This is a genomic window from Dissulfurimicrobium sp., assembly GCF_049968175.1.
Lineage (GTDB): Bacteria > Desulfobacterota > Dissulfuribacteria > Dissulfuribacterales > Sh68 > Dissulfurimicrobium > Dissulfurimicrobium hydrothermale.
Genome location: NZ_JBMFRG010000001.1, coordinates 35588 through 50490, shown reverse-complemented (window position 1 = coordinate 50490; position 14903 = coordinate 35588). Strand labels below are relative to the sequence as shown.

Below are 14903 nucleotides of genomic sequence, written 5' to 3'. Positions count from 1 at the left end.
CGATTGTATATTGACTGTAAGACTAAATCGCACTAAAAGGTCTCCATGTTTTCAGAGAAAATTTACGATCCGCCCCCTCTTTCCATAGGTAATTTGGTAGCCCCTTTGCCCATAATTCAAGGGGGGATGGGCATAGGTATCTCAATGTCGGGCCTTGCCTCTGCAGTTGCGCGGGCAGGCGGCATAGGGGTCATTGCGGCGGTCATGATAGGCATTACTGAGCTGGATTTCCACAAAGACCAGAAGGGCAGCACGTTCCGCGCCCTTGAGAAACAGATCAAGGCGGCGAAAGAGGCTGCACCCGGCGGGATTATAGGCGTAAACATCATGGTGGCCTTACAGGACTACGATGAGCTGGCAAGGATCGCCGCCGTTTCAGGGGCCGATCTGATAATAAGCGGCGCTGGTCTCCCTTTAAGACTCCCAGGCCTAATTCCAGATGGCTGCGATATAAAGTTGGTCCCCATCGTCTCTTCAGGGCGTGCGGCTCAGATCATTTGTCGCAGATGGAACGAACACTTCAGGCGTCTGCCGGATGCCATAGTTGTAGAGGGTCCGATGGCCGGGGGACACCTGGGTTTTAAGCGTGAAGAGCTGGATGACCCTAAAAATGCGATTGAGACATTGACCCTTGAGGTCATAGAGGCTGTCAGGCCGTTTGAGGTCATGGCAGGCCGCAGGATACCGGTTATTGCAGCAGGCGGCATATATACCGGTGAAGACATCTATAAATTTATAAAAATGGGTGCAGCCGGTGTCCAGATGGGTACCAGATTTGTGGCTACCTACGAGTGCGATGCCTCTGACAGGTTTAAACAGGCCTATATCCAGGCCAAAAAAGAAGATATCGAGATCATAGTCAGCCCGGTGGGGCTTCCTGGGCGGGCATTAAGGAGTCCGTTTATTGAAAAGGCAAAGAGAGGCGAAAAAAGGCCCCGTATCTGCGTCAACAAGTGCATCAAGACCTGCAATTTTAAAGAGACACCCTATTGCATAAGTATGGCCCTTATAAACGCCCAGAGGGGCAATTTGGATGCGGGTTTTGTCTTCTGTGGCGCCAATGTATGGCGTGTGGACAAGATTGTCTCCGTTCAGGAACTCATGGATGAACTTGTAGAGGGTTATCGGGCTGCCGCCCGACTGTCAAACCGTTGAAAAACGCCCGTTTGTGTTGCGTGTACTCTATAGTATTTCCACCCATCCATACCTGTCTTCCAGCTCGCCGTATTGGATGCCTGTAATCTCGTCAAAGAGGGCCTGGGCATAAGGACCGGTATTCCCACCGTTTATGCGGTAGCTTTCGCCCTTGTAAAAAAGGGACCCGACTGGCGAGATCACGGCTGCTGTCCCTGTGCCGAAACACTCCTTGAGTCTGCCGTCCTTCGCCTTTTCAATCACTTCGTCGATGGGTATGGCCCTTTCCTCGACCTTTAGGCCTTGTGTCTTTGCGATCCTAATAACAGAGTCCCTTGTTATGCCAGGCAGGATGCTCCCGGATAGGGCTGGTGTCGCTAGGACGTCTTCAAATAGGAAAAAGATGTTCATAGTGCCCACCTCTTCCACATAGCGGCGTTCGACGGCGTCCAACCACAAGACCTGGGTAAAGCCGAGCTTCTTTGCCTCTTCAGAGGCCATGAGGCTTGCGGCATAATTCCCTGCGTTTTTGGATTCACCAACCCCACCCCTCACAGCCCTTGCATATTTATCCGTCACGAATATTTTGACAGGGTTGAAGCCTTCCGAATAGTAAGCCCCGACCGGGCTCAGGATGACGGCGAAGAGGTATTTTTTCGATGGGCGTACGCCTAAAAACGCCTCTGTAGCGATCATGAAAGGGCGTATGTAAAGCGATGTCCCGCGGGCCGATGGCACCCACCTTTCGTCTATCTTGACCAGTTGTTTTATGGCCGTGACTGCCAGGTCTTCATCGACTTGCGGCATGCACATGCGCCATGCAGAACGATTGAGCCTCTTGACGTTGTCCCTAGGTCTGAACAGACGAATCTTCCCGTCACTGCATCTGTAGGCCTTCAACCCTTCAAATATCTCTTGGCCATAGTGGAAACACACCGAGGCCGGGTCCATGGAAAAATTCCCATATGGCACCACCCTTGGATTGTGCCAGCTCAGCTCTTCCTCGTAGTCCATGAGGAACATGTGGTCTGTAAAATAGACACCGAACTTGAGGTTGTCTTGTGGTGGGAGCCTCTTCCGCCTTGAATCGTCCAGCAAGAGTGTCTTGATATCCACTTTGCATCTTTCCTTTCCCGATTATTTTTTAAGGCATCTCTAAAAAACGCCCGTTTGTCCGACGGCCTTGCCATCGAATAAAATTTTTTGATTTTTAAAGGCACCTTTTAGTCTGCAAGGATAATTTGTTAACCCAATATGTCTGTAATGCAAGTTTATTTTTTATCGGCCCTGTCCTCTTCAAGCCATTTTCCCACAAATATCGTCCTTTGCAGATCCGCCCTTCCGATGGTATGCGGGGTATAAGGGATGAGCGGTTGGCCCTTTGGCCTCAAATTGTCGAATACGACGTCACCTCTGGCGTTAACATAGCTTATGGAGATGTCAAGGAGGGGCCTCATGACCCTTAGCCTGCCGTCCCGGTCTTCCCCGAGCACGACGGGCCACCAGCGCCTCTCTGAAAAGACTTGGAACCACAGACCGAGTCTGGCCTGGCCTGTGAACTTGTCGGTCATGGTTATCGTGTCGGTCTTGCCTGAGTTGTGATCCGTGACCGCCTTTTCGATCTCGCTTGAGCCCTGAACGGCCAGATAGGTCCAGTCATCGAAGATGGGGCTCTCCTGGAGGACCAGGGAGCGCCCCTTGTCATAAAAACCCCATAGCGCATGGCAGGCGTCGCAGCTCACCCGGCCCAGGTCTCCTTTCCTGTGGCCGATTATGCCTGGGTCCATCGGCATCCCTTTTCCTTCCCCACCGGTACTGTGGCACTCGATACAGGAGATGGTCTTTGTTCCCCCTTCTTTATCATGGGTACCTTTTTGGCATGGACCTTTGATGTGGCAGGCGGTGCAGGGCATCCCGTATCTTTTATGGACGTCCGGTGTCATGTCGTGCCATTCAACGCCGTAAGGCCTTGGAATGTGCCGACCCTTTACAAGCGGGGCGCGGAAGTCATCCTCAAAGTCCTTTTCGAACCTGCCGTAGTAGTCCCAGCCCACAAAATTTCCATAGTGGCAGGCGAGGCAGTTTTCATCGCTGACCTGCCTTTTAAACCTGTGGTCGATACGGTCCTTCAGACACGCCCTGGCCTTTATTGGAAGGTGGCACGCTGCGCAGCCTGTCCCGCGTCTTACACCGGCGTAGTCATCACCTTCATAATACACATGGCAGAGGAGACAGCGTCTTCTTAAGAGGTCCGCCACAATCCCTCTTTCCGTGCCGGGTGGCCCCATGTTTGCAAGGTCTTTTATAGATGGCGTCCTATCTTCCGGGAAAAACGCACCCCACAGCGCGCCTATCTCATCTCTTAGAGTAAAATGGGCGGAGGCCTCTGCCGAGGCGACTTCGTCTTTGTGGCACCTGCCGCAGACCTCAGCCATGCGACCTGGACCGGAGGGCCGTGCTATCAACCCTTGATGCGCCCCCTTTATGGTCTTTGCAGCCTCATTCCCCCTGTGACAGGTTGTGCAGCCGATATCGTGGGGAGGGTCAATATCCACCTTATGGCAGACTCGACAGCCAGTCCTGGCCAGGGGAGATCGGACCTCAGGGTTGCTGCAGGCCGAGACAAGACCCAATGCAAGTGCGGACAAGATGGTTATGAGGTAAAATTTTATCGTTCTCTTTCGGGACATGATATGACATTAAAAAACAATTCCTTTGATTTTGCCATAACATATTTAAGCAGTTTCCAGTTTCACGGCTTCAGGCTCGGGCTCGAGAGGATCACGGCCGTCCTTTCGACCATGGGGAACCCGCATCTTTCTTACCCGTGCATCCATGTGGCAGGGACAAACGGCAAGGGCTCTGTCTGCGCAACGGTCGCAAGCATCCTTACAAAGGCAGGCTTCAAGACCGGGCTATACACCTCGCCGCATCTCGTCTCTCTTCGGGAGCGCTTCAGGATAGACGGTGAAGAGATAGGCGAAGAGGCGCTTGGCAGGCTTATATTCAAGATCAAGTCCCTTGTGGACCGCGGCTATGAGCTCAGTTATTTTGAATACACCACGGCCATCGCCATGGAGTGGTTCAGACAGGAGGGGGTGGATATGGCGGTGTTTGAGACCGGTCTCGGCGGAAGGCTCGATGCGACGAACGTGCTTACGCCGCTTGTCTCTGTGATAACCAATGTCTCGTTTGATCATATGGCCTATCTGGGGACGACACTTTCAGGGATTGCCCATGAAAAGGCCGGCATTATAAAAACGGGAGCGCCCGTGGTCTCAGGGGTGATGGATGACCCTCCCCGCGAGGTGATAAGGGCAAGGTGCAGAGAGATGAACGCCCCTTTGTGGGAGCTTAGGAGGGATTTTGACGTAAAGGTGAAGTCAGATGGGCTTTTGGATTACAAGGGCCATGACATGGAGGTCTGCGACATAAGACTGAGGCTTGCCGGTGCGCACCAGGCATTGAACCTTGCCCTGTCCCTTGCGGCCTGTGAAAGGCTCATGGAGAGGGGTGTTAGTCTTCCTATGACGGCCATTAAAGACGGCATAAGCAAGGTCTTTTGGCCATGCAGGGCCGAGTTTTTGCATGGCCCATGCCTTGCCCTGATAGACGGGGCGCACAACCCGGCAGGCGTCCAGGCCCTTAATGCGCTGCTTGCGGATTTTGTCCAAAATGAGGGCGCGGAATATCACCCAAGGGTGCTCCTTTGGGCATGCTCAAACGAGGGGAAAGACAAGGACTTTGTATCGATGCTTTCTGATATCGCCCCATTTTTTGAAGATGTGATTGTAACAGAGCCGCCTGGGCCGAGGCACCCTGTGACCGTGGAGGAGTGGCGGGCGAGAGGCGGGCTTTCTGACGCCGCGGCCCTTGAGAAGGACTGGCAAAGGGCCTTGGAAGCGGCCTTGTCAATAGCCAGCGTGGGCGGGCGGAGGGGCCTCATGTGTGTGGCCGGCTCGCTTTATCTTGCCGGTGCAGTAAGGGAGAGGCTCATACAGTCTGGTTTTACACCCTCATAATCAGTGCGCAGGACCAATGAAACAGAAACCATCCTCCATCAATATAGTCTGGCTGGCTATGGTTGTTTTGGCCACAATTACCGCCTCCTACACAGACCGCATGGACGCGCTTACCAGGGCCTTGTTCGAGTCGGCCAAGGATGCGGTTGAGCTGTCTATAAGTCTCATCGGACCAATGGCGCTCTGGCTTGGGATCATGAAAGTGGCTGAGGTTGGCGGACTCATGCAGACCATTGCCAGATGGATGCGGCCTGTAATGGTTCGTCTGTTTCCAGAGGTGCCGGGCGATCATCCTGCCATGAGCGCCATGATTATGAATATGGCGGCCAATGCCATGGGCTTGGGTAACGCGGCGACCCCCATGGGGATCAAGGCCATGCAGGAGCTGGAGAAATTGGCGCCGGAAAAGGGCACGGCAACGGACGCCATGTGTCTATTTTTGGCGATCAACACATCCAGCGTAACCTTGCTGCCTCTAGGGGTGATCACTATCCGGGCAGCGGCCAACGCCAAAAACCCTGCTTCCATTTTTATACCGACCTTGATTGCGACCTGCTGTTCCACTGTTGTTGCCGTTTTGGCGGCTAAATTTATGGCAGGCAGAGGGCGCGGGCCGGAATTGGCTGGCGGTCTTGAAACACCAAAGCCGAATAAAGATGAAGAGACCTGTTTCAATGCCACCTCCATGCCTGCATTGGATCCGCCAGGTCTTGGCGGTAGAATATTTGCATGGCTTATTGTTGCCGCCTTTATTGGAGGTGTTGGCTATCAGATGAGCAGGGCCGCTGCCCCCTTTGTCCTTTCATCCGTCGTACTTAACAGCATTTCCAACTGGTTGATACCAATGCTGTTTTCCGGCCTTTTGATCTTCGGCTATCTGCGTGGGGTCAAGGTCTATGAGGCCCTGACCGATGGCGCAAGGGATGGTTTTACAACCGTCATCCGCATCATCCCATTTATGGTGGCTATTTTCGTAGCCATCGGCATGTTCAGGGCCAGCGGGGCCATGGACATCATGATCGGTATCTTGTCGCCTTTTACATCGGCGGTTGGAATGCCGCCCGAGGCCTTGGCCGTGGCCCTTATGCGGCCCCTTTCCGGAAGCGGCTCTTTCGCCATGATGAGCGAGATCGTGAAGCAATCGCCGGATAGCTTCCTCGCCGCCCTGGTCTCGGTGATCCAGGGTTCCACAGAAACCACCTTTTATGTACTGGCCGTATATTTCGGAGCGGTCGGCGTCAGAAGGACCAGGCACGCCCTCCCTGCCGCGCTCTGTGCAGACGCCGCTGGTGTCATCGCCTCGGTTGCGATATGCCATCTTTGGTTCGGCTGAAATATTCTCCCTCGCAGACCCCTGTTGCTACATTAGCTAGCAATTAAAAATGCCTATTCTTTTTACTCGCCGATCCCCCAGCCTGAGATATTCAACAGCGACCAGGGTCTCAGTTTACGGGCACCGAGTTTACCTGACGGCTTGAGAGCCTCCCTGTTGTCTAACGTACGGCTTAGGGGCGGCACACATGTGAAGCAACCGACCTGGAATCACCACTGAATCTTATGTGGGGCACGGCCTTGGGAAAACGCTGCGTTGTTTGCTGTCCCTTGCAGCCGATTGTTGTGCGCTTTATTGTTATTTACTTACTATAAATTCCAATCGTTGCATTGCCGTTTTAATTTTACCATCACTATCTGGTGCATGCTTTGCAATGTACCTTGTAGCGATCAACTCAATAAAACAATTTTTTAAATTCTCTGGTACCCGATAAAGATACGGCAACCAAGTAGTCCGTATCCAACCCCTAAACTTTTCAATATCTCCGTGAACCATAGTTTTTGGTTTTAATTCAAGATGTTGAATTTTAAATCCTACTTCTTTAAGCCAAGGTTCATATTCTTTTGGCGAATAGAATCCATAAGGAAAGGAAAAATCTTTAAAATATTCATTCCATGGACTTTCGTACATTATTTCATCTAAAATCTCTACAATATTTGCAGCATTACCCTTGCCACCCATTTGAATAATAGCTTTCCCTTTCGGTTTTAATGCTTGATATATCCCCTTTAGTACAGGTTTATGATTGATAATCCAGTGAAGCGCTGCGCTTGAAAAGACAATATCAAATTCTTCTCGGAAGGATAATGCACAAGCATCCATTTGCTGAAAAAATAGATTAGGATATTGTGAAATTGGGAATTTATTGGAGGCAAGAGTTATCATTTTTTCTGAATTATCAATCCCAACCACCTGACCCTTAGGGACATATTTTGCGATTTCAGCCGTAACTTTTCCATCGCCACAGCCAATATCAAGTACATATTCATGTCCTTCTAACTGGATTTTCTCTATTAATTCTCTTGCCCATAATTGTTGTGAAACAGAATGCATTGCATAGTCCTCCGCATCCCATTCATATTTATCCTGATATGGATCTTCTCTCATATTCTTCCACTGGCTACTGATTACCATTTAAGTCCGTCCGCCGGACTCCGGATGGCCCGCGGTTGGTTAAGGATATGGGTGTGTATATTATCCAGTTTCTTTGCATCGAAGCGTTATTGCCGCCCCATTCTGTAGTTGGGCACTACCTTCTTGGGCCAGTTTATAGGTGGTCGATCTGTCTGTCTTCAGGTGTTATGTTGCTTTAATGGCTGTGAGCCACTTGATTTCCATCATTTTTCTTCAATCACGAGGGTGAGTGAACGGGAACACGCTTGCCCTGCGATAGTTATGTCGTAGCTGCTGATGGGTACACCTTGTAAAGCAAGTGCCGCCCGTATTTCGCCAGATCCATTACATCTTCTCAATCAAACGGAATGACTTCAAAGCGAAGCGCATCAACGGCGGCCAAATTATGTTCGCGCCGCATGCCCTTGTATGCACCGAAGTAGAGCTCATGAAGCACAATTGCAGACAGGCCAATATCGTTTAATATATATCTAAAAATAATATATTAAGAGTGCTAAGTCGAGATCCAAAAAGAAAAATAAAAAAGACAGGCGTATCTCTGTATCTTTCTGTACATGTTGCTGTTAATTTTTTATCTTAGGAGGTATGAAATGACAAGCCGTGTTCATCTTTAATGGCCTTATAAAGGGCATCGGCGTCGCTGACATGAGCCAACTCTACCTCAACATGAGTTATCAAGGGAAAGGCCGGATTCTCCATACCCCTGCCTTGAGTAAGTCCCTGCAATCTGCGCCTGACAGCCCTTGCCTTTATGACCATCATAGCCGGAATCAGGATCAGACGGATTTTGCAAAGAATTTGAGGGGACATCCTTTCCACCGACATTGCTTTTTCAGAACCTGCAATAGAACAGGAAGCGCCTGGCGAATATGATGCCTGAGGAATCCTGTCCAGTAAAGGGGTTTTTTTGTGGTCTTTTATGTTGAGTATGACATATTTCTAACAGCTTGATATTTAGTCAGATATATACCATACTGTGCATTCAAAAACGACGTTATTTTATGCTTTTGTGAATAATTTGAATAAGTTAAATCTGTAGATACTTTTTACAAAACCATCATAAACATAAATTAGACTTCCTATAGGGATAGCTGTATGAACGACTCCAGCGCCGCGCTTTCGGACAAACACGGGAGAGAAATCACCTATTTGAGGATATCCATAACAGACAGATGCAATCTGCGGTGCAGTTACTGCACGCCGAGGGACGGTCAGGTCAATTGGCTTTCCCATGAAGACATCCTCAGCTATGAAGAGATAGAGAGGCTTGCTAATGCCTTTTCAGGGCTTGGCGTGAGAAAGATACGTCTGACCGGCGGCGAACCCCTGGTGCGAAAGGGGGTGGAGGGTCTGGCGGGCCGCCTGATCAAAATCCCTGGAATAAAAGAGGTCTGTCTTACCACAAACGGCATCCTTCTTGGAGATATGGCGACCCCCTTGTTCGATGCGGGCGTAAGACACATAAACATAAGCCTCGATACCCTTAAGCCCGAACGCTTCCTGAAGATCACCGGAAAAGATCTCTTTCAAAATGTATGGCAGGGCATAGAAAAGGCCATAGAGACCCGCTTTACAAAGATCAAGCTGAACGCCGTGGCCATGAAGGGCGTAAACGATGACGAAATAGTGGACCTCGCAAGGCTGAGCCTCGAACTTCCGCTTGAGGTGAGATTTATTGAATTCATGCCGGTAGGAAGCGCCATCACCTGGGAAAAATCAAGGCATCTGAACTGTGACGCAATAAAAGAGATGGTCGAGAGGTCGCTTGGTGATCTAATCCCTGTCTCACAGGGCAAAGACTCGGGCCCGGCCATGATCTACCGCCTTAAAGGCGCAAAGGGGAGCGTAGGATTCATAAGCCCTTTAAGCCGCCACTTCTGCGGCACATGTAACCGGGTCAGGATCACGCCCGATGGCCGTTTGAGGCTCTGTCTCTTTTCAGACAATGAGATAGATTTGAAGGGATGGCTCAGGGCCGGGATTTCGAATGATGAACTCAAAATATTTCTGAAAGAGGCCATAGCCCAAAAACCCAAGGGGATCATATCTCTTAAGGACGAAACCCCACATTGCACACGGGCGATGTCCAGGATAGGAGGATAACCGATGGAAAAGACCGCGTTTGTCTTCCCTGGGCAGGGTTCGCAATATATCGGCATGGGCAAGGCCTTCCTTGAGACGCTTTCCCGTGCGCGGGAGATATTTGAGATCGGGGAGGCCGTAACCGGCATTCCGCTGAAGACCCTGTGTCTCGAAGGCCCGATGGATGAGCTCACAAAGACCGCAAATCTCCAGCCTGCCTTGACGGCGATAGATACCGTCTGCGCCGCGGCAGCGATGGACAGCGGCCTCATGCCAGGCGCGGTTGCCGGTCACAGCCTTGGCGAATACCCGGCACTCTGGGCCGCGGGGGTCATTGGGCTTGAAGATCTGTTCCGGCTTGTCCAGGCGCGAGGGCGTCTCATGGAAGAGGCCGGGGCCAGGAGGCCCGGGGCGATGGCTGCTATCATCGGGCTCAAGAAGGCTGAACTGGACGGGCTCATTCAGCCCCTTGCCTTGCAGGGGGTCATAGCCGCCGCGAATCACAACAGCCCTGAACAGATAGTGGTGACCGGCGAAAAGGCGCTCGTTGACGCCCTTGCGGGGCTTGTAAAGGAAAGGGGGGCAAGGGCCGTACCTCTCAAGGTGGGGGGGGCGTATCACAGCCAGCTCATGAAAAATGCGGCGGATAAATTCGCCAGATTGCTTGAAGAGGTGAGATTTTCGCCGCCAAAGACACCATTCTATAGCAATGTCACGGCAGGGCCTGAAAACGACCCGGAAGTCATAAAAGGCCTCATGGCAAGGCAGATGTGCGAGCCTGTCAGATGGTATGAAATAGTGACAAACATGGTCAGGGACGGCGTCAAGGAATTTATCGAACCCGGGCCCAAAAATGTCCTCTCAAATCTAGTAAAGAAGTGCCTGCCCCAGGGTGAGGTCAGGGTCTTCCAGATAGATGACCCTGAAGGACTGAAGGCCTGCCTCTCTCAAAGATAATATCTTGGTAAGACCCTTGCACAACTATCCATGCATGGTATGGCTGGGTTCGGCATCCCGACAAGGAGGCCATGGATGGCCTCCGCCTGGCTTGTGGACAGGATGTCCACTGCCGGGAAAAGGGATGCCGAACCCAGCCATACCAGTGGCGCAGGTGTTTTTTTGATTATAATCCTTGCTTAAGCCGCCTGCATTCCATATCATTGGAAGGAGGAGGATTTTATGCAAAGGAACAAGATCATATTCGCCCTTGGAATCATCATCATTTTCGCCATCGCAGGCGGCGCCCTTTCAGTTATATTCACCAGGTTTATAGACTTTAGCGAGACGTCCGGAGACTTAGCCACCCATCAAAAGACTGGGACAACCGTCCAGCCAGGCATGGCGGCGGTAAAGGTGGAAGGTGTCGCCGCCTTCAATCCTCCGTCCCTTGAATCCGCGCCCGCAGACATAAAAGATGCAGTCATGCTCGGCCACAATATCCTGACAAATACCAGAAAATATGCAGGCGGCTACGTTGGGAACAAGCTCACCTGCTCAAATTGTCACTTCAAGGGGGGCGTAACCCGGGGCGGGGAAAACGGAGGCCTCTCGCTTGTTGGGGTAGGGGCCACCTACCCTGCCTACAAAAAGAGACAAAATTACGCGGTTCACCTCATTACCCGGACAAACGACTGTTTTCAGCGGAGCATGAACGGCAGACCCCTGCCGGCAGACAGCAGGGAGATGACGGCCATCGTCACCTACTATCAGTGGATATCAAAGGGGCTCCCCATCTACGGAAAAATCCCATGGCCGGGCCTGAAACACCTGAAGAGCAATCATAAGCCTGATGAGACAAAGGGGACACAGGTCTTTGCACAAAAATGCGCCATATGCCATGGGACAAGCGGCCAGGGGTCTTCGGCTGCACCGCCTCTTTGGGGCAATGATTCCTTTAATGACGGCGCAGGAATGGCGAAACTGGCCAACCTCGCCGCCTTTGCCCATTTCAACATGCCGTTGGGAAACCCCGACCTCTCAGTCGAAGACGCCCTGGATGTGGCGGCGTTTGTCATAACCAGACCCAGACTCCATTTCACTGCAAAAGCAAAATAAGGGGGCTAAAATATGGAATTCCCCATCTTTCAGTTCCCATACCTTGGAACCGGCATGGTTATAGCCCTGGATGCCGTCCTCCATGTAATCATCAGCCATGGCCTTGCCATAGGCGCGGTCTTGTTCATCGTCATAAGCGAATATCTCGGGCTTAAAAGGGCGTCCAGGGATTGGGAAGATTTTTCAAGGGATTTCCTAAAATTCACAATCATCATCACTACAGGGATCGGGGCGGTGACAGGGGTTGGGATATGGTTTATCCCAAGCGCCCTTTCGCCTCGCGGCATAGGGTCAATGCTCAGGGTCTTCTTCTGGCCCTGGTTTATCGAATGGATGGTCTTTACCTGCGAGGTGATATTCATCCTTGCCTATTATTTTACCTGGGGAAAATGGCAGGGTGAGAAAAAGAGGAGGCATGTCTTTCTCGGCGTGGCCTATCTCTCTTTCGCCTTTATATCCGCCACGCTCATTACAGGCATTTTAGGCTTCATGCTCACATCAGATGGATGGCCGTGGGACAGGGGTTTCTGGTCGGCATTTTTAAATCCCAGTTATACGCCGCAGCTCTTTTTAAGAATCAGCGCCGGTCTTTCGATCGGGGCGCTATTCTCTTCGGCGTTTCTCCTCTTTACTCGAAGAGATAGCGCCTTCAGACAGGAGGCGCTTGGATTTTTCGCAAAGGCCGCGATTATTTCATTTTCTGCCACGATTCTGTTCACCTGGTGGTATTTTACCGTGATCCCTTCGGCGTTTAAGACCCATGCCATATTTGCAGTCCTCACCTCCCGCCTTTCGCAGGAGCCACAGATCTTCTGGTATGCAAACGCCGGCGGCGTACTTCTGTTGTTTGTAACGGCCATGGTCTCATTCGGGGGTTCATGGAGAGGTCCGGCAGTCCTGGCGAAGGTGCTGATCATCCCTGCGCTCCTGGCAGCGATGACATTTGTGACGGAATTTGAACGGATCAGGGAGTTCATAAGGGGGCCGTATCTCATGCCTGGATATATGTATGCAAACCAGGTGCTCATAAGCGAGACCCCGCTTCTCAAAAAAGTCGGGATGCTTAAAAACGACCTCTGGTTCAGCCATGCGCCTGGCAATCAGGAGGCAGCGGTTCAGGGCGCATATCTCTTCGCCCGCAATTGCTCGACCTGCCACACCATCGGCGGGATAAACGACATCGCAGAGAGGGTAAAAGGACGTACAGAGGACGGAATATTTGTGCTCCTCGGCCATACCAGCGACATGGTCCCCTTCATGCCACCTTTTTCGGGGACAGAGGATGAGCGAAGGACATTGGCCGGCTTTCTCTATGAACTCTCAAAAGGAACGGTCAAGTTACACGACCCGTCCCGTCTTGTCCCTTTAACCGGAGACGAAAATCATGGATAGATTATCCGATCTCCTTCTGGTTGCGCCCATCTCTCAAACCCTGCTCAGGGGGCTCCTTTTCGCATCATTTACACTTCACATGCTATTTGTCCTTCTGACCCTGGGAACGGCCATCCTCGCCATCTACTATTTCATTGATTCCCAGTGCGGCGGCCGCGCGAAGGAACTCAGATTCGATAAAAGGATCCTTAAAACCTTTATGGCGCACAAGAGCCTGGCAGTGGTCCTGGGGGTCGCGCCCCTGCTCCTCATCCAGGTAGGCTACACGGTCCCTTTCTTCACCGCCGTGAATCTCTTCGCCCCGTACTGGATGTCGGTGATCGTGTTTCTGATTGTCGCCTTCCTTGCCTTTGACGCCCTGGGGCACAGAATATATTTGCACAGATATATCCATCTGGCATTAGGTACGGTCGCCCTTATATTTCTCCTTGCCGTGCCCGGGTTGTTTTCCGCCATCCTTACAGCGTTTGAAAATCCTGATAAATGGCCACAAATAACGAGCGACAGCTACCGGCTGACCGGAGCGCTGGCCATCCGCTGGCTGTTCAGATATCTCCATGTACTTGGCGCGGGCGTTGTATTCGGGGCAGGATTCCATTACTTTTTTACCGCAGAGGACGAAACAGAAAGAAAAGCCCTTCAGAGATGGCTTGTAGCCGGGATTTTGCTCCAGTTTATCCTTGGCATAATGCTCTATGGAGTATTTCCGTCAAACCCAGGTCATCCCGTCATTATCTATCTGTTTACTGGCATTGCTGCCGCATCTTTCCTCCTGTGGCTCGTCTTTTTCGCGGCGGAAAGGGGTCTGCTTCTGAATATCAAGATCATCCTTCCGGTCTTGATGCTCGTGCTGGTCTCGATGCTCCTGACCAGGCAGTTTCTGCAGGACAGGGCGCTTATCCCCCTCCAGAAAAGGCTTGAGGCAAACGCCGTAGCATACGGAAATGCGCTCAGGCCTTTTGAACAACAGGCATTGGCTGGATATGGGGCGGTCCTCAAGGTGGTCTATGACAATGGCAAGACCATATACGCCAGAAGTTGCGCCTTTTGCCATGGGGAAAATGGGGACGGAAAGGGTGTTGAGGCAAAGGGGCTTGCCATACCTCCGGAAGACATATCAGCCATAAGGACAACCCGCGGGTATCTCTATGGCATTTTAAAGGATGGCGTCCATGGTTCAGCCATGCCCTATTTTACCTTTTTTGACAGGGACAAGCTCGATTCACTGATGGATTACATGGACAAAAGATGGAAGGTCTTAGATCCGCCCGAGGCGGTTTTGGCGAATGTTTCAAAACAGGCGATGGCGCAGGCGCAGGGCGCCTATGCCAAGACCTGCGCCGGGTGTCACGGCATGGATGGAAAGGGCGCAAAGTCTTCCAAGAATCTCGAACCCCAACCCCCCGACCTTACGGCTTACAGCCTTTCGCCCAAAAGGACGTTTGACATAATCTCAAACGGCTATCCCGGCACCATGATGCCGGCCTTTGGGGATATTCCGGAAGAGGTCAGATGGGGGCTGGTGGAGATAGTGAATAAGAAAAGAGGCTTTCAATAGTTCAAGAAAAAAGGGAAAGAGATGAAGAAACAAGTAATATTCGGGCTGGCGCTAAGTATAGGCGCATTGCTTATTATCAGTCATAAGACCACTGCCCAACAGGGGCCTCAAGAAACCAGCACCTGTCTTCAGTGTCACGGCAATGGAAAAAAGATGCAGGAGTTGGGCTATCCGGACTTCACCATAACCCAGG

General features: G+C 51.5%; 12 protein-coding genes. 8 read left to right on the top strand and 4 right to left on the bottom strand.

The genetic code is table 11. The annotated features are described in order from the left end of the window. The first annotated feature begins 45 nt into the window (after window positions 1-45). Complete coding sequence (locus ACP5SG_RS00235) at window positions 46-1155, top strand: NAD(P)H-dependent flavin oxidoreductase (protein ID WP_428120884.1); 1110 nt, start codon at window positions 46-48, stop codon at window positions 1153-1155. Between the two features lie 27 nt (window positions 1156-1182). On the opposite strand, the gene ACP5SG_RS00230 is transcribed toward ACP5SG_RS00235, so the two are convergent. Both ACP5SG_RS00230 and ACP5SG_RS00225 read right to left on the bottom strand, forming a co-directional pair. Continuing rightward, window positions 1183-2250 (bottom strand): branched-chain amino acid aminotransferase, encoded by a 1068-nt coding sequence (locus ACP5SG_RS00230; protein ID WP_237888963.1) that lies wholly within the window; start codon window positions 2248-2250, stop codon window positions 1183-1185. A 155-nt stretch (window positions 2251-2405) separates the two neighbouring features. Beyond that, window positions 2406-3824 carry a hypothetical protein gene (locus tag ACP5SG_RS00225; RefSeq protein ID WP_424661341.1) on the bottom strand — a complete coding sequence of 473 codons (1419 nt, stop codon included), beginning with the start codon at window positions 3822-3824 and terminating at the stop codon, window positions 2406-2408. A 3-nt stretch (window positions 3825-3827) separates the two neighbouring features. On the opposite strand from ACP5SG_RS00225, the gene ACP5SG_RS00220 reads away from it, so the two are divergent. After that, complete coding sequence (locus tag ACP5SG_RS00220; protein WP_424661340.1) at window positions 3828-5156, top strand: bifunctional folylpolyglutamate synthase/dihydrofolate synthase; 1329 nt, start codon at window positions 3828-3830, stop codon at window positions 5154-5156. A 16-nt stretch (window positions 5157-5172) separates the two neighbouring features. Further along, a complete protein-coding gene (locus tag ACP5SG_RS00215; protein WP_237888960.1) occupies window positions 5173-6489 on the top strand; it encodes a nucleoside recognition domain-containing protein in 1317 nt (438 codons plus the stop codon). 297 nt (window positions 6490-6786) lie between these two features. Here ACP5SG_RS00215 and ACP5SG_RS00210 read toward each other — a convergent pair whose 3' ends face one another. Both ACP5SG_RS00210 and ACP5SG_RS00205 read right to left on the bottom strand, forming a co-directional pair. Continuing rightward, complete coding sequence (locus ACP5SG_RS00210) at window positions 6787-7596, bottom strand: class I SAM-dependent methyltransferase (protein ID WP_424661339.1); 810 nt, start codon at window positions 7594-7596, stop codon at window positions 6787-6789. A 603-nt stretch (window positions 7597-8199) separates the two neighbouring features. Further along, a complete protein-coding gene (locus ACP5SG_RS00205; protein ID WP_424661338.1) occupies window positions 8200-8385 on the bottom strand; it encodes a hypothetical protein in 186 nt (61 codons plus the stop codon). A 333-nt stretch (window positions 8386-8718) separates the two neighbouring features. On the opposite strand from ACP5SG_RS00205, the gene moaA reads away from it, so the two are divergent. The 5 genes from moaA (at window position 8719) to ACP5SG_RS00180 (ending at window position 14710) form a co-directional block, all read left to right on the top strand. After that, a complete protein-coding gene (gene moaA, locus ACP5SG_RS00200; RefSeq protein WP_424661337.1) occupies window positions 8719-9726 on the top strand; it encodes a GTP 3',8-cyclase MoaA in 1008 nt (335 codons plus the stop codon). A 3-nt stretch (window positions 9727-9729) separates the two neighbouring features. Beyond that, window positions 9730-10662 (top strand): ACP S-malonyltransferase, encoded by a 933-nt coding sequence (fabD, locus tag ACP5SG_RS00195; RefSeq protein WP_428120868.1) that lies wholly within the window; start codon window positions 9730-9732, stop codon window positions 10660-10662. A gap of 222 nt (window positions 10663-10884) precedes the next feature. Continuing rightward, window positions 10885-11760 (top strand): c-type cytochrome, encoded by an 876-nt coding sequence (locus ACP5SG_RS00190; RefSeq protein ID WP_237888955.1) that lies wholly within the window; start codon window positions 10885-10887, stop codon window positions 11758-11760. Between the two features lie 12 nt (window positions 11761-11772). Further along, window positions 11773-13152, top strand: coding sequence for a c-type cytochrome (locus ACP5SG_RS00185; RefSeq protein WP_237888954.1), 1380 nt, complete (start codon window positions 11773-11775; stop codon window positions 13150-13152). Next, window positions 13145-14710, top strand: coding sequence for a c-type cytochrome (locus ACP5SG_RS00180; protein ID WP_428120863.1), 1566 nt, complete (start codon window positions 13145-13147; stop codon window positions 14708-14710). Before ACP5SG_RS00185 ends, ACP5SG_RS00180 begins: the two co-directional genes overlap by 8 nt. Window positions 14711-14903 lie beyond the last annotated feature (193 nt).

Bases quoted from the DNA above. Each gene is read 5' to 3' on its own strand.
- ACP5SG_RS00235 (WP_428120884.1), top strand. From the start codon at position 46: ATGTTTTCAGAGAAAATTTACGATCCGCCCCCTCTTTCCATAGGTAAT.
- ACP5SG_RS00225 (WP_424661341.1), bottom strand. From the start codon at position 3,824: ATGTCCCGAAAGAGAACGATAAAATTTTACCTCATAACCATCTTGTCC.
- ACP5SG_RS00220 (WP_424661340.1), top strand. From the start codon at position 3,828: ATGACATTAAAAAACAATTCCTTTGATTTTGCCATAACATATTTAAGC.
- ACP5SG_RS00215 (WP_237888960.1), top strand. From the start codon at position 5,173: ATGAAACAGAAACCATCCTCCATCAATATAGTCTGGCTGGCTATGGTT.
- ACP5SG_RS00210 (WP_424661339.1), bottom strand. From the start codon at position 7,596: ATGAGAGAAGATCCATATCAGGATAAATATGAATGGGATGCGGAGGAC.
- ACP5SG_RS00205 (WP_424661338.1), bottom strand. From the start codon at position 8,385: ATGATGGTCATAAAGGCAAGGGCTGTCAGGCGCAGATTGCAGGGACTT.
- moaA (WP_424661337.1), top strand. From the start codon at position 8,719: ATGAACGACTCCAGCGCCGCGCTTTCGGACAAACACGGGAGAGAAATC.
- fabD (WP_428120868.1), top strand. From the start codon at position 9,730: ATGGAAAAGACCGCGTTTGTCTTCCCTGGGCAGGGTTCGCAATATATC.
- ACP5SG_RS00190 (WP_237888955.1), top strand. From the start codon at position 10,885: ATGCAAAGGAACAAGATCATATTCGCCCTTGGAATCATCATCATTTTC.
- ACP5SG_RS00185 (WP_237888954.1), top strand. From the start codon at position 11,773: ATGGAATTCCCCATCTTTCAGTTCCCATACCTTGGAACCGGCATGGTT.
- ACP5SG_RS00180 (WP_428120863.1), top strand. From the start codon at position 13,145: ATGGATAGATTATCCGATCTCCTTCTGGTTGCGCCCATCTCTCAAACC.